The sequence below is a fragment of the Helicobacter sp. 219-2 genome (assembly GCF_030053225.1).
Taxonomy (GTDB): Bacteria; Campylobacterota; Campylobacteria; order Campylobacterales; family Helicobacteraceae; genus Helicobacter; species Helicobacter pylori_C.
In genome coordinates, this window is record NZ_JASGBS010000001.1 from 1,038,746 (window position 1) to 1,063,265 (window position 24,520).

The window sequence follows — 24,520 nt, forward strand, 5'->3', positions numbered from 1 at the left end:
TAGAAAGTGGGGTTAAAAAGGCTTTTTATTCAGCGCTTTTTAAAGCTTTAGCGATGAGTTCTAAAGGGTGCGAAAATTGCGGGGTGTTAGGGTCATCTAAAGACTTTAAGGCGTTGTTTAATTGCATGTGGCATGCCCCGCATTCAGCGCTTACAATTTCAGCTTTAGTGTCTATGATTTCTTTAGCCCTAAGAAGCCCTACTTTTAAAGAAAATCCCGCCTTTTCTGTTTGCATCGTAATCCCCCCAAAACCGCAACAATTATCCGGCATTTCTTTAATTTCATAATGCAAATTGAGCAGGTTGCGCACTTCCTTATGAGCGTTTAGGGTTTTTTTGGCATGGCAAGGGTTATGGTAGGTGATAGTCTCTTTTTTTCCCTTAGGGATTTTTTCTAAAAGATGTTTTAAAGGGGTGTGTTTCTCTAAAAACACGCTCGCCAGATAGATTTTAGGCGTGATTTTTTCCAAGCGCTTCACATACAAATCCCTATCCTTTTCGCCTAAAAACACCTTGTAATAATCATTGATGAGCATGCTAGCGCATGTGGCTTCAGGCACAATGATCGCATCCACTTCATCTAAATAGCTTTCAAACCATTCTATGTTTTTTTTCACTAAAAAAAGCGTGGTGTCTTTGTCGCCGGTAAAATACGCAGGTGCTGAGCAGCATTCTTGCTTAGGGATGATCGCTTGAATGTTGAGTTTTTCTAAAATATACAACAAGCTTTCCCCCACTTGCTGGTAATGGTAATTGCTCAAGCACCCTATAAAAACCGCCACTTTTTGAATGGGGTTTTCTAAAGGCTTCATTTCTGCATGCTTTTGTAAAAAACTTTTTTGATTTAAGGGAGGGAGTGCGCTTTTTTTAAAGCGTTTGAATAAGCCTTTAAACGCTATTCTAGGCTCTAAACTATCCCCTACTTGCTTGAAGATACAAGGGGCTAAAAAATGCGCCACCGAAAACACCCTATCCATTTTTTTGCGGTTTTTTAAAAGGGAAAAATAGGATTTTTTATACCAAGCAATGCCGTATTTTTGAGCGATTTTTTCTCTGGCTTTTTCTATTAAAGTGTCTATGGGCAAATGAAAGGGGCAAATTTCCACGCAAGCGGTGCATAAAAAACAAGTTTCTAAAAGGTGTTTTAAATTCGTGTCTAATTTGAGCTTGTTTTGAGCGTTTAGGCGCATCAAATCTAAAAAGCCTCTAGGCGAAGTCGTTTCGTCTTTATGAATGCGGTATATGGTGCAACCTGGCACGCATTTAGCGCATTTAACGCAAGCGTCCCCTACTTCTTCAAAAATATTCCCGTTCATAGCGTTTTACTGAAATGTTTTTCGCCCCCACGCAAATACGCGTCAAACTCCATAGCCATGTTTCTTACGAGCATGCCCCCTGTTTTGGTCATCTCAAAGCCTTTAGCGTTAAAAGAAAGCAAGCCCGCTTCTTCATAAGGCTTTAATTTTTCTAATTCTTTTTTAAAATGCGCTTTAAAATCAATAGAAAATTTTTCTTCAATCTTATAGTAATCCAATTTTAAATTACTCATCATTTGCATGATCACTTCTTTTCTTAATATGTCTTCTTTGGTGAGTATTACACCCCTTTCTACCGGTAAATGCCCCAAATCAAGGGCTTTTTCATAGTGGCGCAAGTCTTTATAATTTTGCGTGTAATAATCGCTCCCTTCGCCAATGCTCGTAACGCCAATGCCAATGGTTTGAGTGAATTTTTTAGTAGTATAGCCTTGAAAATTACGGCGCAACTCTGCTTTTTGAAGGGCCAGATACAATTCATTATCGCTTTTAGCGAAATGATCCATGCCTATCATTTGGTAATGGGCTTTTTCTAAAAAACTAATGAGAGATTCTAAAATCTCTAGCTTATCTCTAGGGCTTGGCAATAAGGTTTCATCAATTTTACGCATCGTTTTTTTCACCCAAGGCACATGCGCGTAATTAAACACCGCTAATCGGTCCGGATCCAGTTTCAAAACCAATTCCAAAGTTTTTAAAAAACTCTCTTTAGTCTGGTTGGGTAAGCCATAAATCAAATCAAAATTAATGGATTTGATGCCACAATCTCTAGCGAGCTTCACGGATTCTTGAACCATTTCAAAAGGCTGGATCCGGTGAATGGCTTTTTGGACTTCAAAATCAAAATCTTGCACCCCAAAACTCAAGCGGTTAAAACCCCTATCAAACAAGGTTTGCATGTGTTCTTTGGTGAAATGCCTAGGGTCAATCTCACAACTCATCTCAATATCTTGACTGAAATTAGGGAAAACTTCTTGAATGCTTTGGGTGATTTCATCTAATTGAGTGGGTGAAAAAAAGGTCGGCGTGCCGCCTCCATAGTGGAATTGCGCCACTTCTCTGTTGGTATCCATCGCATTTTTTAAAAGAGCGAGTTCTTTTTTAAGGTAGCTGATATAGCGGGTTTTTTTCTCTTCTAAGCTTGTGTAAATGACTGAACAAGCGCAAAAATAACACGCGCTCCTGCAAAAGGGCAAATGCGTATAAAGCGATAAAGGCATGGGGTTTTTGAGATGGTCATGGTTAAAAAACGCCGTTTTCAAGCTCTCTTCATTAAAATTTTCTTTAAATTCCACCGCCGTTGGGTAGCTGGTGTATCGCGGCCCGGGCTTTGAATATTGGGAAAATTTTTCAAAATCAATGGTTTGCATTAAAAATTTTCCTCATCGCTGTTGTCAAAATTTTCAAAATTATTCTCATTAAAAGGGGGTTGTTTGAACATGTTGTCAAAATTAAAAAATAAATTAGGGTGTTCTTTTTTGATTTGTTTGACAAAGTTTAAGGTGTTGATATTGGGCAAATTCCCGTCTTTTTGGCGTAAATTTTCTAACAATTGCAAGGAAACTTCACGCACATCTTCAAAATCAATCGGTGCTTGGGTGATAATATCCCTTTCTAATTCCGCCCTGAGCCTGGCTTCAAAAGCCTTTCTGGCGTTTTCTGCCAAAAGAGAAATCACATTATCTGGCACTAAAACATAATTTTTATCTTCTTCATCAGAAATAAAATAAGCTTCATTTTTTTTAAACGCCCCTTTTTCTAATTCTAAAAGCATTTCACTAGCACTGATTTTTTTGAGAAAGGCTCTGTTTTTTTGGGTTGTTAGGCTATTGATAAGTTTTTGTGATTTGGTTTTAGAAACTCGTTTTTTAGGTAATTTTTCCACTTTATATCCTTTTTAAGCTGATTGTATCCAATTTGGTTTAATTCTCATTATAAATCGTTTTTAAATACTCTATTTTTGAAGTCAAATTGAGTAATACCATATCAGCCAACACCAATGAAAGCAAACTCTCGCACACCACACTCCCTCTAATCGCAATGCAAGGATCATGCCTGCCTTTTAACAAGCATTCGCATTCATGATTGTTAATGTCTATGGTTTGTTGAGGTTGGAAAATGCTTGGCGTGGGTTTGAAATGTACTTTTACGATGATTTCTTCCCCATTGCTCATGCCCCCTAAAACCCCCCCACTACGATTGCTCAAAAACCCCTTTTGATCCATTAAATCGTTATACTCTGAGCCTTTTAATAAAGAGCTTTCTACCCCCTTACCTATTTCAACCGCTTTCACCCCATTAAGCCCCATCATCGCTTCAGCGATTTTAGCGTCTAATTTAGCGTATAGCCCTTGACCTAAGCCAATGGGGAGCTTTTGATTTATTTTTGCACTTCTTGCTCTAATCAAAGCCACGCCCCCTATGCTATCGTGGTTTTTGATAGCGTTTTGAATGGCTGTTTTTTGCGCTTCTTCTTGTTCTTCATCTAGGGCAAAAATCTCGCTTTTTAAAGCGTGATTAAAATCATAATTTTTGGCTTTAATGCCCCCTATTTCCATGATCCCGCTTTCACAAACAATGCCAATTTCTCTTAAAAGCATTTTAGCAAACGCCCCAGCAGCCACTCTTATAGCGCTCTCTCTGGCCGAACTCCTCCCTCCACCCCTAAAATCTCTGATGCCGTATTTATGAAAATAAGTGAAATCCGCATGGCTAGGCCTGAAAAGGTTTTTAATGTTATCATAATCCTTGCTCCTAGCCCTTTGGTTGTGGATTAAAAACCCTATAGGCGTCCCTGTGCTAAAATCTTCAAAAACCCCGCTTGTTATTTCCACTTTATCGTCTTCTTTTCGTGGTGTGGTGAAAACGTTCCTCCCCCCTTGGCGGCGCTTCATTTCATTTTCTAATAACGCATAGTCTATTTTAATCCCGCTAGGCATGCCGTCTAATACCCCCCCTATCACATCCCCATGTGATTCCCCAAAAGTCGTGAGCCTTAAAAAACGCCCCAAAGTGTTCATTTTGCTTCCTTAAGTTTTTGAAGCGCTTGATAAGCGCATTGCTGTTCGGCTTCTTTTTTGCTTTTGCCTTTAGCGGTCGCGTATATTTTATCTTGAATGTATAGAGCCATTTCAAATTCTTTATGGTGATCGGGGCCTTTTTCTTTGAGCAATTGGTAAGTGGGGATCACGCAAAATTGCGCTTGGGTTAATTCCTGTAAAGCGGTTTTATAGTCCATAAACAAATGCTCCAAATCCAAACGCTTGTAAGCGCGATTGAGTAGATTCTGTATGATTTTGCACACCTTAGCTAACCCCGCTTCTAAATACACCCCGGCCATTAAAGCCTCAAAAGCGCTTGATAAAATGGAGGGTTTTTCTCTCCCTTTAGAAATTTCTTCAGAAGAAGAAACGCGCAAATAATCCTGTAAAGCGATCACTTTCGCTAATTTAGTAAAACCATGCGCGCTCACAATAGAAGCCCTTAATTTAGAGAGTTTGCCCTCATCGTATTGATAGAATTTATGGTATAGCAACTCCCCTATCACCAAACCCAACACCGCATCGCCTAAAAATTCCAAGCGCTCATTGTTCAAAGCGAGCTTGCATGATTTATGCGTTAAGGCTTGCTCCAATAAACGCTTGTCTTTAAAAGAATACCCTAAAGCTTTTTCTAGCGTTATATAAGGGCTATTTTGAGAATATTTGTTTTTCATCATTTTTCCCTTTGGTCGTTTTAGTGCGTTTTTGTGCCTCTAATTTAGCGAGACTATCGCATCGTTCGTTCTCGGCATGCCCATTATGCCCCTTGATCCAAACAGCCATGATCAAATGCCCTTTAGAAACTTCTAAAAATTCTTTCCACAAATCCACATTTTTGACTTTAGAAAAATTCTTTTTTTGCCAGTTAATTAGCCACACATTAATCGCCTGGCACACGTATTGCGAATCGCTATAAAGCGTGATACGGCATGGGCGTTTCAAAATTTTTAACGCTTCATTGAGCGCTTTTAATTCCATGCGGTTATTCGTGGTGAATGATTCGCCTCCACTGATGATTTTTTCTTTATCTTTATAGCGTAAAATCGCCGCATAACCGCCTGGCCCGGGATTGCCTAAAGAAGAGCCATCGCAAAAAATTTCAATTTCTTGCATTCAATCCACTCCCACAGCATGCGTTTCTTTAGAAATTTTAAGCACCATATCCATAAACGCTAACTGGTAACACACAGGGCACCTATGGCTTTCAAAAGGAAAGATTTGTTTGCAATGCTTGCAGCGGTATTCAAAAGTCAGACTCGCTTTTATGGGGCTATTCAATAGAACGCGTAAAACCTCTAATTCAAAAACTTGGCAAGGTTTGTTATCCAAAAGCAGCCCTTGAGATCGCGCGATGTCTTGCAAAATAACATGTTTTTCTAAAATAAAAGCAGGGATATTCATATCCCATAAAAGATCGATCACATTTTCTAAACGCTCGGTCGCATCAATTTCTTGCCAAAAAAGATTTTCATCATGCGATTTTAAGTGATTTAGGGCGATTTTTTTCAAATCTAATGACATTTTTGAAACATGCAAGATTTTAGCCGCATCTTCTTTATTTTCTATTAAATGCATGAGATAAAGGTAATTTTTAATCGTTTCAATTTCAGGCGTTTCTAATTCTTCCAAACATTCCAAAGTTTCTAAAGCCTTTGAATAATCTTTTTCTAATTCATACGCATGCAAAAGTTTCAATAACGCTTCCACATTCCTTGGGGAAAAGCGCAAAATTTCTTTCACGGTGTCTTTTGTTTTTTGCAAATACCCCACACTAAAATAATTTTTGGCTAATAAATCTAAAACAGCGATTTTTTCTTCATCTTTTAAGGAGCGATTCAAAAGCCCTTTTAAGATTTCAATACTCATTTGCACATCCGCTTTAGAATACGCTCTGGCTAAAAACATCAAACTAGAAATTTTAGCATGCTTTAAAAGCTCGTCTAAATTCTCACTGCCCGCATAAGCGTTTTGATTTTGGGCGAATTTTTGTAAAAATTTTTTGTTTTTCTTTTGGGTGAAATACACTCTAGCCTGTTCTAATAAAATCACAAGAGCGATAATGAAAGTGAATAAAGCGATAGAAAATAAAGAATCTTTATAGAGAAAATTGAAGTGTTGCACAATCTAAAAATCACTCTCTAATCATCACAATCCTAGACTTAACGCGCAATTTTTCAAAATGCTCTTCTAAAATCTTATCTTTAGATTCTTCCACTAATTTTTGGGCGATGAATTGCTTGGCTTGGCTGAAGCTCACTTCGTTTTTACCCTTCTTTTCCTTGATATAAAAGGTGATAAACTGCCCCCCACCCCCATTCATAACGGGCGTGAAAGATCCTTGCTCATGCGAGATAAAGACTTGAGCGATTTGAGGGTTTAGGGTTTTCATCTCTATTTTTTCATTAGCCTTACTCACCCCTGGAATTTCCAAATTAGGGTCTGCCATAGCCCTTTCTAAATCCTCTTGATTGGTGGAAGTGTAGCGCACGGTTTCTATTTCAGTGGGGATACTGAATTGCTCCTTGTGCTTGTTGTAATATTCGCGCATTTTGGTTTCAGAGCTGGTATCCACATTCGTGAGTAAAATATTACGCAACAATTCTTGCATTTCTAAATGCTCCTTAAGCTGATCCCTATAGAGTTTATAATGCCCCTCAGCCATAAGCATTTGTTTGAAATGATCCAAATCCATGCCTTGCTGTTGTGCCATCATCGCCATTTCTTGGTCTAATTTGTCGTCATCTACATGGATTTTTAAGCGTTCAATTTCTTGGTTTTTAATGCGTTCAGCGATCAAACGATCCCTAGCTTGAGCTTTGCTCACTTTAGATTTTTTTTGCTCTTCTTGGATTTGATACAGCGTGATAGGCGATCCATTAACAAGCAAAGAAATGCCCCCTACGACCTTATCTTCAAGGGTGTTGTTAGCAGCGTTATTAGGATTACCGAAAATGGAATTGAATTGAGAGCTAGGGCTTGCTTCTTTTTTTTCCGTGGTTTGAGTGGCTTTCTCTTTGGGTTTTATTGCGTTATTTTGATCGCTTTGGTTTTGGAGGGCTTTTTTGTTCCCTTTAATTTTAGAAGGCGTTATTTTTTGAGCGGGATTTTTGGAATCCCCATGATGGACTTCTGCTCTGGGCTTTCTTTTGGCCTTTATTTCTTTCTTTTCTTCGGTGTTTTTCTTTTCTTCTTTATTCTTTAGCTCTTTATTCTTTAGCTCTTTATTCTTTAACTCTTTATTCTTTAACTCTTGGCGGATTTTTTTATCCAAAGAAGACTCTTGTTTCTTCCCTTCTAAGGCTTCTACTTTAGATTCAGGCTCTGCATGAGCGATCCCAAAAAACAACAAAGCCTTCAAAACATAAGAAAAAATTTTCCTCATCAATCCAATTTCTCTTTCAAAATAGCATTCACCACGCTAGGATTAGCGCCTTTTAAATTTTTCATCGCCTGCCCCACAAAAAACCCAAAAAGCTTGTCCTTACCGCTTTTGTATTCAAGCACCTTATCAGCGTTGTTTTTAAGCACCTCTTCTATGATTTTAACAATCGCTTCGGTGTCATTGACTTGAGACAAGCCCATTTGTTCAATGAGCGCATCCACATCGCCCCCTTGCTCTTCTAAAAGCCTGTCTAACACATCTTTAGCGCTCTTGCCAGAAATCTTGCCCTCATCAATGCGTTTGGCTAAAACGCCTAACATGTGAGCGCTAACTCTGCAATTTTCTAAAGTGATTTCGGCTTTCAAGCGCCCTAATAATTCCACGCAAAGCCATGTTACGCTCGTTTTAGCCTTAACCCCAAGATTGAGCATGCTTTCAAAATACTCTGCCAATAAAGGATCGCTCACCAATAAATTCGCATCGTCTTCTTTAAGGTTAAAATCTTTCATGTAGCGGATTTTTTTCGCGCTAGGCAATTCATTGATCTTTTGAGCTTCTTTTAAAAGTTTTTCATCAATAAAAACAGGATACAAATCCGGATCTTTAAAATAGCGGTAATCCGCTGATTCTTCTTTATTGCGCATAGAAAGGGTGATCCCTTTATGGGTGTCAAAAAGGCGCGTTTCTTGAACCACTTCTTTATGATAGCGCCCGCTTTCCCACGCCACGCTTTGGCGCTCTATCTCGTATTCAATCGCTTTAGCGATGAATCTAAAGCTATTTAAGTTTTTAATCTCCACTCTCGTGTAAAGCTTTTCATCGCCTTTGGGTCTAATGGATACGTTCGCATCGCACCTGAAATTCCCCTCTTGCATGTTCGCATCAGAAATCCCTATAAAACGCACGATAGCATGGAGCTTTTTCAAATACGCTATGGCTTCTTCACTATTTCGCATGTCCGGCTTACTGACAATTTCTAATAAAGGGGTGCAAGCGCGGTTCAAATCCACTAAAGAACAGCTGCCCTCATGGATATTTTTACCAGCGTCTTCTTCCATGTGGGCTCTTTCAATACGCACGATTTTTGCACCCTCTTTGGTGTCAATCTCTAATTTCCCATCGCTCACAATAGGGACTTCAAACTGCGAAATTTGATAAGCCTTAGGCAAATCAGGGTAAAAATAATTTTTCCTCGCAAAAATGGAATATTGGTTAATGTTGGCTTCAATGGCTGTGCCTAATTGGATGGCTTTTTTAACCACTTCTTTATTCAATACCGGCAAAGCTCCCGGTAAGCCCAAACACACAGGGCAAGTGTTAGAATTAGGGGATTCTCCAAAGCTTGTAGAGCAAGAGCAAAAGATTTTGGTTTTGGTGTTGAGTTGGACATGGACTTCTAGCCCGATTACAGCTTCAAATGGCATCATTTGTCCTTCTTTTTGTTGCTCACAATGGCAAAAGTCAAGTCGTTGATTTCGGTATGCTCCTTAATGAAATCATTGATCTCTTTCAAACTCATTTTTTGGATTTGATCCAGCAGCGTTTGGTTGAAATTTAAAGGCAAATCTAAATAAAAATAATTGTAAGTGGTGTTCAAGCGGCTAGAGATCGTTTCATTCCTCAAAGGCTCAGAGCCTAGTAAAAACTTTTTAGCGTCGTCTAATTCTTGTTGCGTCATGCCTTTTTCTATAAATTCTTTGACTATTTTTTTAACTAAGGCAACGCTTTTAGCTTGAGTGCTGAGCTTGGTTTGCAAATACCCGCTTGCAAAATGCGCCACTTTAGAAAAATTGGAACGGATATACACGCTATAAGCTAAGCCCTCTTGAACCCTGATTTTTTCCATCAAACGAGAGCCAAACCCCCCCCCAAGCACAAACATCATGACTTTAGATTTCGCTAAATCCTGTTTTAAATCCTTGATTTTAAAGGGTGTGCCAAAATACACGAAAGCCTGCTCGGTGTCTTTATAGAGGATTTTTTCGCTCTTTTGATCGCTCGTTTCAAAATAAGGCTCTTCATACGCTTTACCTTGCGGCAAGAAATTAAGAGCGTTATTCAAACGCTTAAGGGTTTGATCGATTTTCAAATCACCCCCAAGCACCACCACGAGTTTATTGAGTTCAAAAACCTTAGCAAATTGCTGTTTCAAATCGTCTAGCTTGATTTTTTGAAGACTCTCTTTAGTGCCTAAGGCTGCATTAGCTAAAGGGGTGTTAGCAAAAAGCTCTTGTTTTAAAGTCAATTTAGCCAGATAATCAAAATCGCTTTCTTTTTGCAAAAGCGCGGCTAACATTCTGGTTTTGACTTTTTCTAAAGCGCTTTGCGTGAAATTAGGGGATTTTAAAAGCTCTTTTAAGCGCATGATGGCTTCATCTTCGTATTCTTTTAAAAATTCTAAAGTGATTTGCAAATCTTCTGTGCTGGTATCCACATTCAAACTGATCGCTTTTTGCTCTAACGCTTGCGCAAATCCCACTGCGCCAAGCTCTTTAGTACCTTCGTTTAAAACTTGCGCGAATAATTTCGCCAAACCCAACTGGTTTTTATCGCTTAAGCTCCCACCCCCCCTAAAGGCTAAATGGATAAACCCCATAGGCAACAAATGGTTTTCTTCATAAATCACAGGGACTTTAGCTTGATTGATTTCTTGGCGTATCAAAGCGCTCGCTTGTAACCCCATAAAAACTCCTAATAATAAAGTGATTAAAATTTTTTTCATTCTCATGCCTTTGCTTTAGCCGGATAACGCTTTAAGATTTCATAAGCGGTGTTTCGTTTAGCCGCCACGCTCCCAATGTCTTCAATAAGCTCTATCATTTCTGCTTCATTCATGCAAAAACTCGTTCCGGCCGCTTTCACTACATTTTCTTCCATCATCACACTCCCTAAATCATTCGCTCCAAACAACAAGGCCAACTGCCCTATCATAGAGCCTTGAGTAACCCATGAGCTTTGTATGTTTTGAATGTTATCTAAAAAAATCCTACTGCATGCCAAATAGCGTAAATACCGATTGGAACTCGCTTTTTTAATGCTTGGGATTTCTTCTTTTAAAGGGGTGTTGTTGGGCTGAAAACTCCACAAAATAAAAGCCCTAAAGCCACCGGTTTCATCTTGCAAATCGCGTACTCTTTGTAGATGCTCCACCACATCTTCTTCATTATCCACGCTCCCAAACATCATGGTAGCCGTGCTTTTAATCCCGCAAAAATGCGCCATTCTATGCACTTCAATCCAGCGATCACTACTCAATTTTTTAGGAGCGATCACATCGCGCACCCTATCGCTTAATATTTCTGCTCCCGCTCCTGGAATGGAGCTTAAACCGGCGTTTTTCAACCTTTCTAAAACTTCTTTTAAAGACAATTTAGAGATTTTAGAAATGTAATCAATTTCAACCGCGCTAAAACCATGAATGGTGATGGTGGGGAATTTTTGAGCGATATGGCTGACTAAATTTTCGTAATAGTCTATTTTGAGCTGCGGATGCACCCCCCCTTGAAAAAGGATCTGCGTGCCGCCAATAGCGAGTAGTTCTTCAATCTTTTGATCAATTTCTTCATAGCTCAACACATAGGCGTCTTTTTCTTTTAAAGTGCGTTTGAAGGCACAAAACTTGCAATCCACAAAACAAATATTGGTGTAATTGATATTCCTATCCACAATAAAAGTCGTCAAGTTTTCAGGGTGCAAGCGCTGCTTGATTTCTAAAGCCTTTTGCCCTAATTCTTTCAAGGGCGCGTTTTTCATTAAATCCAAAATTTCTTCTCTGTTAATGCGCATTTTAAAACCTTGTTCCCATAGAAAATTCAAAGTGTTGCGTGTAATCGCCCATGTTAGGGTTGAAGCATAGCCCTTTACATTTCTTGCCATTGCCATCGCCCCATTGGTTGAAAAACGCTATAGGGAATATGAGCACCAAAGGCCCCATGGGCGAAATCCATTCAATCTGTAAGCCTGTAGAAGCCCTCCAAGTCGCTCTTTCAAACCCAGCCCCTATAACGCCATAATCTTTAAAATTCGCTGTTGTGACGGGAGCGTTATAGAAGAAACTCCCCCTAGTTGGGGTTTTAAAGGTCAAGAAACCAAAGTCAAAAAACCACGCTAAACGCATTTTAGCCGCTTTTAACACCCCATAGCTCAATTCTGTAGAAGCGGTGAAGATCCCATCGCCTCCAAGCCACAAGCCAAACTCATCTTTAGGCGTAACCGATCCGTTCCTAAAGCCTCTCACCGTGGTTACGCCCCCCATGTAGAAGGTGGAGTTTAAGGGCAAGTAATCATCGGTGTTATACCTAAAGATATAGCCTCCTTGCGTTTTAAAGCGAGCGATCAAATCTATCAATAAATATTTTTGCAAATGGTGGTAAGCGGCGAATTTACCATAGACTTTAGTGTTACGGACATTCCCGCCTAACCCGTTCCAAGAATTGAGCGTGCCAGAGCTTGGCAAGCCAGACATCGTCGCATAGGAGCTAAAGATAACCCCATTTCTAGGGAAATAATAATCATCGGTGTTGTCATAGCTCACATCAAGGGTGAAAGAGCTGGTGATAGGCGTATGGTAATCCCTATCCCAAATACCTTTTATTTCTGGTGAAGTGGTGATCGCTCCAGGACTAGAACAATTTTCAGGTTGTAAGGGAGTTCTACCGCCTGATAAGCGATTGATAATCACCGATGCGGGGGTAGAGCATTGCCTTGGAGCGACCACTTCATTAACAGAGGAATAGTAGCGGTTGTATAAAGGGCTGCTGAAACCAAGGAGTTTGGTAACATTCAAGTTATACCCTAAGCTCACATGAGTTCTGTTGCCTAGCATACGCCCGACATTCACCCCAAAGCCCCCGCCTTGTTGGACGTATTGGTAGCTTATCCTATAATCCGCATAAAGATTGATCGTAGAGCTATACCAGCTGTCAAAAATCCTTGGATTAGTCAAGCTCAAATTCCCAGCAAACATACGCCCCGCTCCTCTTGGCATGCCCGGATAAGATCTGCCCCCCCCTGTAGCAATGTTAGCATACAAGCTCATGCTTTGTCCTGTGCCAAAAAGGTTTCTTTCGCTCACGCTCCCATTAAGCATAAGCCCTCCATAAGAGCCATAGCCTAACCCAAATTGCAACTGCCCGGTGCGCCCCTCTTCTACGCTCACTAACAAATCCATAAGCGAGCTATTCACCCTTTTTTCTTCAATTTTGACTTTAGAGAAAAACCCTAAACGCCTTAAAGAATTTTCGGAATTTCTGAGTTTAGTCAAGTTGTATTTATCCTTAGGCCCTAACAATAACTCCCTTCTGATGATCCTATCGCTTGTGCGCTGATTCCCTGAAATGATGACATCATTGATATACACCATATCGCCCACTTCAATACGATAAATGACTTTCACAAGCCCGTTTTTTTCATCCTTATCCAAGTCTGGCTTCACCACCGCAAACGCATAACCCTTATCGGCGATTTCGGTTTTTAAAATTTGCGCATCCGCTCTTAAATGCTCAATATTAAAGACATCTTTTCTTTTAACTTTAAGCGCTTTTTCTAAGGTTTTTAAGGGGACTACCGGGTTATCAATCTCTATTAAAATGTCTGAAATCCTGTATTGGATCCCCTCTTTGACTTTATAATGAAGCTTAGCGTCATGGGTAGAAAAATCCGTTTTCAAAAAAGGCGAAGAAATATGAGCGTCTAAGTAACCCCTACGCATATACACATCTTGGATACGCAAAGAATCGTATTCTAATTGATCTAAACGCAATTTCCCGTCATTCAAGCCCCACATCCAACCCATGAAATCTCGTTGCTTGTTCGCGCTCAAAGATTCAATCATGCGGCGTTTTAATTTCGCACTTCCCTCATAAATGGATTGTTTGATATAAATACTATCCCCCCTATTCACATCAAACACGATTAATAACGCGCCCTCACTGACCTTTTGGGTGCGCACCTCCACCACGCTCCCATAATAGCCCTGCCCCTCTAAAGCGGTTTTTAAAGCCGTTTTAGCATGCTCTAATTTTTGCTCATCAAAGGTGTCGCCCTTTTTGATCCCTATTTGGGATTTTAAGCCGTCTTTTTCCTTTTCAGTCCCATAACCCTTGATTTCTACCCCGGCAATTCTGGCTTTTTCATCAAAATGAAACTCTAATATGCCGCCTTCAAAAGTGGCATAAACATCTTTAAAATACCCTTGATTGAACAAAGCCAAAACAGCGGTGTCTATTTTCTTAGAATCCACAATATCGCCCACACGAATCTTTACAATTTCATTAGCGAGCATGTCAGACATGTAAGAAAGCCCAATATAGGAAACGGACTTGACTTTCATTTCTTTAGGCATTTGACTTGATTGAGTGGTTTCGTTTTGAGCCTCATTTTTTTGAGATTCTTGAGAGGCTTCTTTTGGTGGAGTCAAATCGTTTGGTTTAGAGCCGTCATTTTCTAAAGCTTCAACGCTGGTATTGATACATGCGAAAACAAGAGAAGATAGAATTAATTTTTTAATACTGATTTCCTTAATAGATTTTAGCTTGAGTGTTGTTAGTAGCGTTATTATAACTAATCATTCTTAAAAACGCTAAAAATTATCAAAATTTCTGTATAAAATTATACAAACTATCCCTTTCTACCGCAATAAAACCAGCGTCCTTGATTTTAAATATCAAATCTTCTTTTTTTAAACCATGCCGGCTCTTCGCGCCTGCCGCGCTTTGAATGCTCTCTATCTCTATCGTGCCGTCTAAATCGTTAGCGCCAAATTCTTGAGCCACTAAAGCTAAATTCAAGCCCAAAGTCGCCCAATAGGCTTTAATGTGGGGGACATTATTTAAAAGAATGCGAGATATAGCGATGGTTTTTAAGATTTCTATCGCGCTAGGGGATTTTTCCACTTTCAAATAATTGTTTTCTTTTTGATACAACAAAGGGATAAAAGCGTTAAAGCCCCCTTCTTTATTTTCTACTTTATCTTTAGGGCTTTGGATTTTTTTGATTCTTAGCATGTGATCAATGCGATGGATTTTATTTTCAATATGCCCAAAAAGCATGGTAGCGTTACTCATTTTGCCTAATTTGTGCCAATAAGCATGGATTTCTAACCACCGAGAAGATCCCACCTTACCATTACAGATTTTACGCCTAATCTCTTCATCAAAAATCTCCGCTCCCCCACCAGGCATGGAATCCACCCCGGCTTTGAGCATGTCTTCTAGCACCAATTCAAAAGGTTTGTTGAATTTGGCGCTTAAAAAATGCACTTCTGCAGCGGTCATGGCCTTTAAATGCAAATTAGGCATTTCTTGCTTGATGGTTTCAAACACCTTTAAATACCATTCATAAGAGTAATTAGGGTTATGAGCGCTCACGATATGGACTTCTTTAATCCCCTTGTTGTAGGAGTTTTTAACCTTTTCTAGGATTTCTTCCAAGCTCATTTCATAAGGGTTAGGGTTTTTTCTGTGGGCTGAAAAAGCGCAAAATTTGCAAGCGTCCGCGCAAATATTACTAGGGTTTAAATGCCTATTGACATTAAAATACACGATTTTTTGGTGCATGTTTTGGCGCATGCGATCCGCTACTTCCCCTAGCGTGTATAAATCATAATCATAAAGCCTGACTAATTCCTTACTTTCAGTAACTTGATTGTCTAATACTCTTTCTAAAAAGTCCATGGTTAAATTGCCCTTTCGTTTTAAAAACAAACATTGTAGCATTTTTAGATTTAAGAATGCTTTTTATACATTATGTAATAATACCCCCTTTTTAACCCCCTAATTGGTGCCAACCCCTTTTTTCACCTAATTCTTATTAAAAGGATTTTTATGATAAAATCTAAGATTTATCAAGCTATTAGCTGGTGTTCTTTCTCACTTTTGTAAGTTTTTAAAAATTTTCATACTCTTGTTTACTTTTTCATTATCATTTATGCTATAATTATGGGACAACTTAAACCAACACAAAGGAGATACTATGTTATCAAAAGACATCATTAAGTTGCTAAACGAACAGGTGAATAAGGAAATGAACTCTTCCAACTTGTATATGAGCATGAGTTCATGGTGCTATACCCATAGCTTAGATGGCGCGGGGCTTTTCTTATTTGACCATGCGGCTGAAGAATACGAGCATGCTAAAAAGCTTATCGTCTTCTTGAATGAAAACAATGTGCCTGTGCAATTGACTAGCATCAGTGCGCCTGAGCATAAGTTTGAAGGTTTGACTCAAATTTTCCAAAAAGCCTATGAACATGAGCAACACATCAGCGAGTCTATTAATAATATCGTTGATCATGCCATAAAAGGCAAAGATCATGCGACTTTTAATTTCTTGCAATGGTATGTGTCTGAACAGCATGAAGAAGAAGTGCTTTTCAAGGATATTTTGGATAAAATTGAGTTGATTGGTAATGAAAACCATGGCTTGTATTTGGCTGATCAGTATATCAAAGGGATCGCTAAAAGCAGGAAATCTTAATTTTAGGGTCATTGAGTGCAAAAACTAGCCGTTTTTGATTTTGACTCCACGCTGGTCAATGCTGAGACGATTGAGTCTTTAGCGAGGGCGTGGGGGGTGTTTGATGAAGTGAAAAAGATCACTTCACAAGCCATGAATGGCGAGACAGATTTTCATAAAAGTCTTATTTTAAGGGTTTCCAAACTCAAAAACATGCCTTTAAAACTAGCCAAAGAAGTTTGTGAAAGTCTGCCTTTATTTGAGGGGGCGTTTGAACTTGTTAGCGCCTTAAAAGAGAAAAATTACAAAGTGGTTTGCTTCAGCGGAGGCTTTAATCTAGCGACGAATCATTACAGGGATTTATTGCATTTAGATGCGGCTTTCAGTAACACGCTGATAGTGGAAAATAACGCCTTAAACGGCTTGGTTACTGGGCATATGATGTTTTCACATTCTAAAGGCGAAATGCTTCTTTCCTTACAACGCTTGTTGAATATCAGTAAAACGAACACTTTAGTCGTGGGCGATGGAGCGAATGACTTGAGCATGTTCAAACATGCCCGCATTAAAATCGCTTTCAACGCTAAAGAGGTTTTAAAACAGCACGCCACGCATTGCATCAATGAGCCTGATTTAGCCCTAATCAAGCCTTTGATTTAAAAAAAATTTTTTTGTAAAATACTCCTTTAAAGGATAAAAATGTTCCAACCTTTACTAGACGCCTTCATAGAAAGCGCTTCAACTAAAAAAAAATTGCCTCTAAATCTCCCCCCCCTAAAAATCGCTGTGGCGAATTGGTTTAACGGCCCTAAAGAATTTAAAGCGAACATTCTTTATTTCATCCTAAAACAACGCTATAAAATCACCCTCCATCAAAACCCCAACGAACCCTCAGATCTAGTCTTTGGCAATCCTTTGGAACAAGCCAGAAAAATCTTATCCTATCAAAACACCAAAAGAGTGTTTTACACCGGCGAAAATGAAGCGCCTAATTTCAACCTCTTTGATTACGCCATAGGCTTTGATGAATTAGATTTTAACGATCGCTATTTGAGAATGCCTTTGTATTACGCTTATTTGCATTATAAAGCCGAGATCGTTAATGACACCACTTCACCCTATAAACTCAAAGCTGACAGCCTTTATACTTTAAAAAAACCCTCCCATAAATTTAAAGAAAACCACCCCAATTTATGCGCACTAATCCATAATGAAAGCGACCCTTTGAAAAGAGGGTTTGCCAGTTTTGTAGCGAGCAACGCTAACGCTCCCATCAGAAACGCTTTCTATGACGCTTTAAATGCTATTGAGCCAGTGGCTTCGGGAGGGAGCGTGAAAAACACTCTGGGCTATAAGGTCAAAAACAAAAACGAATTTTTAAGCCAATACAAATTCAACCTCTGTTTTGAAAACTCACAAGGCTATGGCTATGTAACCGAAAAAATCCTTGATGCGTATTTCAGCCACACCATCCCTATTTATTGGGGGAGTCCTAGCGTGGCGAAAGACTTTAACCCTAAAAGTTTTGTGAATGTCCATGATTTTAAAAACTTTGATGAAGCGATTGATTATATCAAATACTTGCACACCCACCAAAACGCTTATTTAGACATGCTCTATGAAAACCCTTTAAACACCATTGATGGGAAAGCGGGTTTTTACCAGGATTTGAGTTTTGAAAAGATCCTAGATTTTTTTAAAAACATTCTTGAGAACGATACGATTTATCATTGCAATGATGCCCATTATTCTGCTCTTCATCGTGATTTGAATGAGCCGTTAGTGTCTGTTGATGGGTTGAGGGTTAATTATGATGATTTGAGGGTTAATTATGATGATTTGAGGGTTAATTATGATGATTTGAGGGTTAATTATGATGATTTGAGAAGAGATCATGAACGCCTCTTATCAAAGGCTACCCCTTTATTGGAGCTATCCCAAAACACCTCTTTTAAAATCTATCGCAAAGCTTATCAAAAATCCTTACCCTTGTTGCGCGCCATAAGGAGATGGGTTAGAAAATAGGGCGTATTTTAAGATTGATTAAGAAATTGGAGCGCTATTTTAAAATGCGCTAACGCTTCTTTTTTGAGCGTTGGGTTTTTGAGCATGTCCTCTAAAGCATGGGTGCTTAAAAAATGTTTTGTTTTTAAAGACACGATGCGCCCAAAGGATTCTTCTTTAGAAAGGTTTAAAAGGCGTTTGGGCAAAATCTCGCCAAATACCACAATGACTTTTGAAGCGCTGTTGTCTAATTGCCAGGTTAAATGGAATAGGCATGCGTTGATTTCTTCTTCTAAATTAAGGCTGTTAGAGTCGCATTTAAGGAGCGATAAAATACTGCAATCTTTTAAGGGGCAGTTAAAAACTTTTTGGATAATGCTCTCTAACATGGCCGCTTTTAAATTGTTTAAGAAATTTAATTGGCTATCTAGCATGGGGGTTAGCGTGATGAAAGTGAGCTTGGAAGTGGGGTTAAAAAGCCCGATCACCGGTTTTGAATTTTGATGGCGTTTGCACAGATTGCAATTTTCTATGCCCTCATAAACTTGTTTGTTAAGGGGCTTATTTTGGGGCTTGGTAAGGTTGATATTCGTGTAAGTTTCGCCCAAAAAACGCTCCATATAAAGGGAGCGTAAAGTTTGAAGGCGTAAAAGTTGCAAAGCGTTCAGTCTTTATGCTTTTTGAAAGCGTGAGGGCTTAGCATGTTTTCTGGCTTGAAAATATCATCCAGTTGCTCTTTAGTTAAGATTTTCTTTTCTAAAGCGATGTCATAGATAGAGCGATCGCTTTTTAAAGCTTCTTTAGCGATCATAGCAGATTTCTCATAGCCGATATGAGGGTTTAGCGCAGTAACAATGCCAATGCTGTTAAAGACATAATCGTGGCAAATCTTTTCATTAGCCGTGATGCCTTCCACGCATTTAGTCGTTAAGGTTTCAATCGCACGCCCTAAAATCACAAAGGAATGGAAAAGCTTATAAGCGATAACCGGCTCAAACACATTGAGTTGCAATTGCCCTCCTTCTGCGGCTAACGCCACGCTCAAATCATTCCCAATCACCGCAAAGCACACTTGATTGACCACTTCAGGGATCACCGGATTGACTTTACCGGGCATAATAGAGCTGCCCGGCTGCATTTTAGGCAAATTGATTTCATTCAGCCCGGCTCTAGGGCCTGAGCTGAGTAACCTGAGATCGTTACAGACTTTAGAGAGTTTCACTGCAATACGCTTTAACACCCCACTCACTTGCACATACGCTCCCGTGCTTTGAGTGGCTTCTATCAAGTTATTAGCCATGACAAAGGGGCGGCCCGTTACTTCTTGGATTTTCTTTTCAATCAAACTGCGATAATCCGGGTGCGAATTGATCCCTGTGCCAATAGCGGTTCCGCCTAAATTAAGCTCTCTTACCCAATTCCTAGCGTCTAAAACCTGCTCAATATCCCTATCAACCATCAAGGCATAAGTTTCAAACTCTTGCCCTAAAGTCATAGGCACAGCGTCTTGAAGCTGGGTGCGCCCCATTTTAATCACATGAGAAAATTCCTTAGCTTTTTGAGCGAAAGCGTCCCTTAAAGCCTTCATGGGAGCGACTAAATTACTCAAGCGTTCATAAATAGCGATTTTTAACGCACTAGGATAGGCGTCATTAGTGGATTGAGAGCGGTTGACATGGTCGTTTGGGTGGCAAAATTGATACTCGCCCTTTTTATGCCCCATGTATTCTAAAGCCAAATTAGCAATCACTTCATTCATGTTCATGTTTGTGCTTGTGCCAGCCCCCCCTTGAACCATATCCACAATGAATTGATCATGGTATTTGCCATCAATGAGCAAATCGCACGCATGGCAAATCGCAATTTTAAGCTTTTCATCAATCAAGCCTAATTGCGCATTCGCTAAAGCAGCCGCTTTTTTGACTTGAGCAAAAGATTTGATAAAAACAGGATAACTGCAAAGCTTGTCGTTGGTGATGAAAAAATTTTCACTCGCTCTTAAAGTTTGGATCCCGTAATAAACTTCATCGCTAATTTCCATTTGCCCAATGAAATCATGCTCAATACGCATAAAAGCTCCTTATGTAATAATTGAAAAATATTCTAGCTATTGTAACCAAATATTGAGCTATTTTTCTTTTAAGCGCACAACTTTTGCCCCTAAGGCGTTGATTTTATCCTCTAATCTCTCATAACCTCTATCCAAGTGGTAAATCCTATGCACCCTACTCACGCCCTTAGCCACTAAGGCGGCTAAAATGAGAGCCGAAGAAGCCCTTAAATCGGTCGCCATCACATCGCTTCCGGTAAGCTCTGTGGATCCGCTAATGGTAGCAACATTCGTTTTCAGGCTGATATTAGCCCCTAATCGTTGCAGTTCGCTCGCATGCATAAAGCGGTTTTCAAAAAGCGTTTCTTCAATCACGCTCGTCCCCAAACACTGCGTGGCTAACGCCATGAATTGCGCTTGCATGTCTGTGGGAAAGCCTGGGTATTCTTTCGTGGTGATTTCAAAGGCTTGTCGTTTTTTGGCCGGATAAATTTCTATAGAATTTTCTTGAATGTCTAGCAAAAAACCAATTTCTATGAGCTTATCGGTGATCGCTTGAAGATGGTTAGGGATGATGCGATTGATTTTAAGCTGGCTGTTAGTGATAGCCCCCACGCATAAATAAGTGCCTGCTTCAATCCTATCGGGTATGATTTGAATGCCTTTTAAATTCAAAGCGTCATTTTCTACCCCCCTAATCTTTAACTCGCTGCTGCCAACGCCATGAATTTCTACCCCCCCACTTTGTAAAAACGCGCACAATTGAGTGATTTCTGGCTCTTTAGCAGCGTTAATGATGCGCGTGATCCCTTTAGCTAAGCTTGCTGCCATGAGAGCGTTTTCTGTGCCTGTAACGCTGATTTTATCAAATAAAATATCATTCCCTTTCAAGCCTTTAGGGGCTTTTGCATGGATATAGCCTTGCTCAATTTTGATTTCAGCCCCTAATTGTTGCATCGCTTTTAAGTGTAAATCCACTGGCCTTGCTCCTATAGCGCACCCACCGGGCAAACTCACTAAGCATTCTTTAAAACGCGCTAATAGTGGGCCTAAAACCAAAATGGAAGCGCGCATTTTACGCACCAAATCGTAAGTGGCTTCAGTGTGGCGTAAGGATTTGGCTCTGATCTGAAGCGTGTTAGGATCAAGCCATTCTAAGTTCGCGCCTAAATTTTGCAACAATAACGCCATCGCCTTTATATCCACCACTTGGGGCAAAGATTTGATTTTGACTTCCTGTTGGCTTAAAAGCGTGGCGGCTAAAATGGGGAGCGCGGAGTTTTTCGCCCCAGAAATTTCTACCCCCCCTTTTAAAGGGACTTGTCCTACAATCTCTAAAAAATCCAATTCTATCCTTTTTCTTTTTTATTCTTAAGGGCTAAGCCGGTAGCGTTAGCGATTTTTTGCGCATGACTAGGGTTAGCTTTTTCTAATTCTTGCCCAAAATTAATAGCGTCTTCTAATTCAAAAAATTCTGAAGCGACTAAATTTTGGATCGTTTCTAACCACAGAGTTTCTTTGTCTTTGGGGCAAATTTTAAAACGCTCATTAAAGCTGTTTTTAAGTTTTTCTAAAGCTGGCACGCTTTTAAGGTTTTTGATTTGTTCGCTCAAATCTTTTAAAGAGAGGCTTTTATTAGGAATATTTTGCTTTAAGGGGGGGCGAGAAAGCCTCCAAACAAGCCCCACCAATAACACAGGCAGCAAGCATACAAAGAGGATCAAATACATGTAAGCATAATAAATCAAATTGCCCATGTTGATAAGATTTACAAGCGTTTTTTATAATAAGCGTTGCTCGCTTCAATATAGCCCTCCACGCTCCCGCAATCGTATCGTTTGCCTTTGAACTGGTAAGCGATGATTCGTTTTCTTTTGGCTTGAGTGAGTAAGGCGTCTGTGATTTGGATTTCATTGTTTTTGCCCGGTTTCGTCTCGCTTAAAATTTCAAAAATATCCGGGGTTAAAATGTAGCGCCCTATCACGGCCAGATTGCTTGGGGCGTCTTCTTGGCTTGGTTTTTCCACCATGTCTTTAATCTCATACACCCCCTCTTCTAACCATTCGCCCCTAATCACGCCATATTTTGAAACTTCTTCTAGCGCCACCTCTTCAATGGCTACAATGGAGCATTGGTATTTTTGATACAATGAAATCATTTGCTTTAGCACGCTTGGGTGATCATGGCTTATGCATAAGTCATCGGCTAAAATCACCGCAAAAGGCTCATTGCCTATGAGGGCTTCTCCGGTTAAAATCGCATGCCCTAATCCTTTCATTTGTTTTTGGCGCACATAGGAAAAACAGCATTTTTCTATAATGTTACGAATGCTTTTTAGGGCGTTTTCTTTGTTGGTGCCTTGGATTTGATGCTCTATTTCATAGCTCGTGTCAAAATAATCTTCTAAACTGCGCTTGTTTCTGCCTGTAACAATCGCCATCACTTCACAGCCTGCCTCCATCGCTTCTTCTACAGCGTATTGGATTAAAGGCTTATCCACAATGGGCAGCATTTCTTTAGGAATGGTTTTAGTGATCGGCAAAAAGCGCGTGCCGTAGCCAGCGGCAGGAAAAAGGCATTTTTTAATCATGGTTTGTCCTTTGAGTTAAGAGTTTGTTCTAAAAATGCATCAACAGGGATGAAATTCCCAAAAATTTCTTGATAAATCAAGTAATTGAGCATGACCCTAAAGCCATACAAACGGGTTTCGCTATAAGGCATAAGCTCCATGCTAAGCCATGGCTCAAAATGATTTTTTTCTTTAAATCGTTTGGAGCTTTCTAGCCACCTCCTTAAAAACCCAGGCCCAGCGTTATAAGCGTAGGCGACAAAAAGGGGGTGGTTGAATTCTTTTTTTAGATGGTTCAAGTAATAATTACCAAATTTGAGAGCGATATTGGGGTTAAACATGTCGTTTAGATCAACATTATCCATACCAAGGCTTTTAGCGAAAGGCCCTACATTAAAGGGCATGATTTGCATAAGCCCTAGAGCGAACGAGCGCGAAATGACTGCCGGGAGCAAAAAGCTTTCTTGCCTAGCGATCGCATACGCCATAGCCTTTTCATCAATATTTTGCCATTCAATAATGCCTTCATAAGGGGATAAATAATAATAAATCTTGTCTTTATTGCGTTGGCTTAAAAGATAGGTCAATTCAGGGGTGCTTTTTTCATAATACAAGCTTTTTAGCATCGCATTAAACGCGTCTTCGCCTTTCAAACTCAAGGTTTTTTCCTTAAAAATTTGCCACGAAAAAGGGTCATGAGTGTTAAAAGGAGGGTCTTCTTGGCTTAAATTTTGGATGTGAGAAATGATGCGATAACTGGGCGTGGTTTGGAGCTTGCGGCTCGCATAAAGACTATAGAGGTTTAAGGAAGGGCTTTGTGAAAGGCGTTCCAAAGTTTTTTTCTTTTTAGAGACTAAATACTGCCAAAAAACCGCTCTGTCTTTTGAAAAATCATCGTCTTTAACCATCGCTTCTGAGCGTTCAAAATACTTGAGCGCTTTAGAGGGTTTTTTACGCAAGATTTCATTAATCCCTAGGATAAAAAAGGTTTGTGCGTTGCTGTGGGTAGCGTTAGTTTTAGTGAGAGCGTCCTTAAAATGATCCAATTTAGGATCTAAAATAACCTGATAGATCAAGCGGTTAAACGCCGGGTAATCTTCATCTAAAAGGCGGTTTAACTCTTTAATAGGGATATGTTTTTCAAAAATTTGGAGCTTTTTTTCATAACTCAAATGGTTGAAAAGCGCGCTAAACACTTGCACATTAGCCTTAAATAAAGAAGCGCTCACATTCTTACTTTGCAAAATTTCTAATTCTTCATAAAGAACGGGGTAAGCCTCTTTGATTTTAATTTGTAAGGGCTTAAGGGTTTGAAGGGGGATTTTATCAAAATCTCTGATTTTTGATTTTAAAGCGATAGCGATACAGCTTGCTTGGAAAGTGTCTGCTTCTTCTAGCATGCTTTCTAAAGCCGTTTGCTTGCAATAAATATCTTCAGGCAATTTAACATCAGGGCTTTTTTCTGGATTGTCTGAGCCTTTTTCTTGCATGGCCTTTTGTAAGGCGTTGTTTTTATTTTGAGTCAATTCATAGGCTTTTTTGGCGTTTTCTAAAGTGGTTTTTTTATCGCTAATATAACGCCATAAATAATAATCCCTAACAATCCCGGCGGGCTTTTTTTCTAAATCTTTTAAATTCAACTCGGTTTGAGAAAAACCAACGCCAAGCATGCCGATAAAAAATAAAATAAAAAAACGCATGGTTT

The 24,520-nt window shown here is 39.6% G+C and carries 22 protein-coding genes; 3 read left to right on the forward strand and 19 right to left on the reverse strand.

Annotated features, from left to right (window positions below; all coding sequences use genetic code 11):
• Positions 1-25: 25 nt before the first annotated feature.
• From P6280_RS05045 to mqnE, 13 genes are all read right to left on the reverse strand, one after another.
• Positions 26-1,315, reverse strand: coding sequence for a (Fe-S)-binding protein (locus P6280_RS05045; RefSeq protein ID WP_283237165.1), 1,290 nt, complete (start codon positions 1,313-1,315; stop codon positions 26-28).
• Positions 1,312-2,685: an oxygen-independent coproporphyrinogen III oxidase gene (gene hemN, locus P6280_RS05050; RefSeq protein WP_283237166.1), complete on the reverse strand. Its 1,374-nt coding sequence runs from the start codon at positions 2,683-2,685 to the stop codon at positions 1,312-1,314. The genes P6280_RS05045 and hemN overlap by 4 nt, the downstream gene beginning before the upstream one ends.
• Complete coding sequence (locus P6280_RS05055) at positions 2,685-3,200, reverse strand: DUF2603 domain-containing protein (RefSeq protein WP_000413482.1); 516 nt, start codon at positions 3,198-3,200, stop codon at positions 2,685-2,687. The genes hemN and P6280_RS05055 overlap by 1 nt, the downstream gene beginning before the upstream one ends.
• A 37-nt stretch (positions 3,201-3,237) precedes the next feature.
• Entirely contained in the window at positions 3,238-4,335 is a 1,098-nt protein-coding gene (aroC, locus tag P6280_RS05060) for a chorismate synthase (RefSeq protein ID WP_231201505.1), read from the reverse strand.
• On the reverse strand, positions 4,332-5,030 hold the full coding sequence (gene rnc, locus P6280_RS05065; RefSeq protein ID WP_283237167.1) for a ribonuclease III: 699 nt from the start codon (positions 5,028-5,030) through the stop codon (positions 4,332-4,334). Before rnc ends, aroC begins: the two co-directional genes overlap by 4 nt.
• Positions 5,005-5,469, reverse strand: a complete 465-nt coding sequence (gene rnhA, locus P6280_RS05070; RefSeq protein WP_212882942.1) for a ribonuclease HI — start codon at positions 5,467-5,469, stop codon at positions 5,005-5,007. Before rnhA ends, rnc begins: the two co-directional genes overlap by 26 nt.
• Positions 5,470-6,477: a hypothetical protein gene (locus P6280_RS05075; protein WP_283237168.1), complete on the reverse strand. Its 1,008-nt coding sequence runs from the start codon at positions 6,475-6,477 to the stop codon at positions 5,470-5,472. It abuts the gene before it with no gap.
• 10 nt (positions 6,478-6,487) lie between these two features.
• A complete protein-coding gene (locus tag P6280_RS05080) occupies positions 6,488-7,738 on the reverse strand; it encodes a SurA N-terminal domain-containing protein (protein ID WP_283237169.1) in 1,251 nt (416 codons plus the stop codon).
• Complete coding sequence (gatB, locus tag P6280_RS05085) at positions 7,738-9,162, reverse strand: Asp-tRNA(Asn)/Glu-tRNA(Gln) amidotransferase subunit GatB (protein WP_283237170.1); 1,425 nt, start codon at positions 9,160-9,162, stop codon at positions 7,738-7,740. Before gatB ends, P6280_RS05080 begins: the two co-directional genes overlap by 1 nt.
• A complete protein-coding gene (locus P6280_RS05090) occupies positions 9,162-10,460 on the reverse strand; it encodes a M16 family metallopeptidase (RefSeq protein ID WP_283237171.1) in 1,299 nt (432 codons plus the stop codon). The genes gatB and P6280_RS05090 overlap by 1 nt, the downstream gene beginning before the upstream one ends.
• A gap of 2 nt (positions 10,461-10,462) precedes the next feature.
• Positions 10,463-11,524 (reverse strand): dehypoxanthine futalosine cyclase, encoded by a 1,062-nt coding sequence (locus P6280_RS05095; RefSeq protein WP_283237172.1) that lies wholly within the window; start codon positions 11,522-11,524, stop codon positions 10,463-10,465.
• 1 nt (position 11,525) lies between these two features.
• Positions 11,526-14,246, reverse strand: coding sequence for an outer membrane protein assembly factor BamA (gene bamA / locus P6280_RS05100; protein WP_283237463.1), 2,721 nt, complete (start codon positions 14,244-14,246; stop codon positions 11,526-11,528).
• Between the two features lie 82 nt (positions 14,247-14,328).
• Positions 14,329-15,411 carry an aminofutalosine synthase MqnE gene (gene mqnE, locus P6280_RS05105; RefSeq protein ID WP_283237173.1) on the reverse strand — a complete coding sequence of 361 codons (1,083 nt, stop codon included), beginning with the start codon at positions 15,409-15,411 and terminating at the stop codon, positions 14,329-14,331.
• A 298-nt stretch (positions 15,412-15,709) separates the two neighbouring features.
• Between mqnE and P6280_RS05110 the strand changes: the two genes are divergently transcribed.
• Genes P6280_RS05110 through P6280_RS05120 form a run of 3 tightly spaced genes read left to right on the forward strand, consistent with a single transcriptional unit; the run spans position 15,710 to position 18,217 of the window.
• Positions 15,710-16,213 carry a ferritin gene (locus P6280_RS05110; RefSeq protein WP_000949201.1) on the forward strand — a complete coding sequence of 168 codons (504 nt, stop codon included), beginning with the start codon at positions 15,710-15,712 and terminating at the stop codon, positions 16,211-16,213.
• 15 nt (positions 16,214-16,228) lie between these two features.
• On the forward strand, positions 16,229-16,852 hold the full coding sequence (gene serB / locus P6280_RS05115; RefSeq protein WP_180516015.1) for a phosphoserine phosphatase SerB: 624 nt from the start codon (positions 16,229-16,231) through the stop codon (positions 16,850-16,852).
• 39 nt (positions 16,853-16,891) lie between these two features.
• Positions 16,892-18,217, forward strand: a complete 1,326-nt coding sequence (locus P6280_RS05120; RefSeq protein ID WP_283237174.1) for a glycosyltransferase family 10 domain-containing protein — start codon at positions 16,892-16,894, stop codon at positions 18,215-18,217.
• Positions 18,218-18,225: 8 nt separating this feature from the next.
• Here the strand turns inward: P6280_RS05120 and P6280_RS05125 are convergent, their stop codons facing one another.
• Genes P6280_RS05125 through P6280_RS05150 form a run of 6 tightly spaced genes read right to left on the reverse strand, consistent with a single transcriptional unit; the run spans position 18,226 to position 24,515 of the window.
• Positions 18,226-18,816, reverse strand: coding sequence for a uracil-DNA glycosylase family protein (locus P6280_RS05125; protein WP_197298199.1), 591 nt, complete (start codon positions 18,814-18,816; stop codon positions 18,226-18,228).
• A 44-nt stretch (positions 18,817-18,860) separates the two neighbouring features.
• A complete protein-coding gene (aspA, locus tag P6280_RS05130) occupies positions 18,861-20,267 on the reverse strand; it encodes an aspartate ammonia-lyase (RefSeq protein ID WP_001217495.1) in 1,407 nt (468 codons plus the stop codon).
• 57 nt (positions 20,268-20,324) lie between these two features.
• Complete coding sequence (murA, locus tag P6280_RS05135) at positions 20,325-21,593, reverse strand: UDP-N-acetylglucosamine 1-carboxyvinyltransferase (protein ID WP_283237175.1); 1,269 nt, start codon at positions 21,591-21,593, stop codon at positions 20,325-20,327.
• A 2-nt stretch (positions 21,594-21,595) separates the two neighbouring features.
• A complete protein-coding gene (locus tag P6280_RS05140) occupies positions 21,596-22,003 on the reverse strand; it encodes a hypothetical protein (protein ID WP_096469127.1) in 408 nt (135 codons plus the stop codon).
• An 11-nt stretch (positions 22,004-22,014) separates the two neighbouring features.
• Positions 22,015-22,836, reverse strand: a complete 822-nt coding sequence (galU, locus tag P6280_RS05145) for a UTP--glucose-1-phosphate uridylyltransferase GalU (RefSeq protein ID WP_000591466.1) — start codon at positions 22,834-22,836, stop codon at positions 22,015-22,017.
• A complete protein-coding gene (locus tag P6280_RS05150) occupies positions 22,833-24,515 on the reverse strand; it encodes a lytic transglycosylase domain-containing protein (protein ID WP_283237176.1) in 1,683 nt (560 codons plus the stop codon). The genes galU and P6280_RS05150 overlap by 4 nt, the downstream gene beginning before the upstream one ends.
• Positions 24,516-24,520 lie beyond the last annotated feature (5 nt).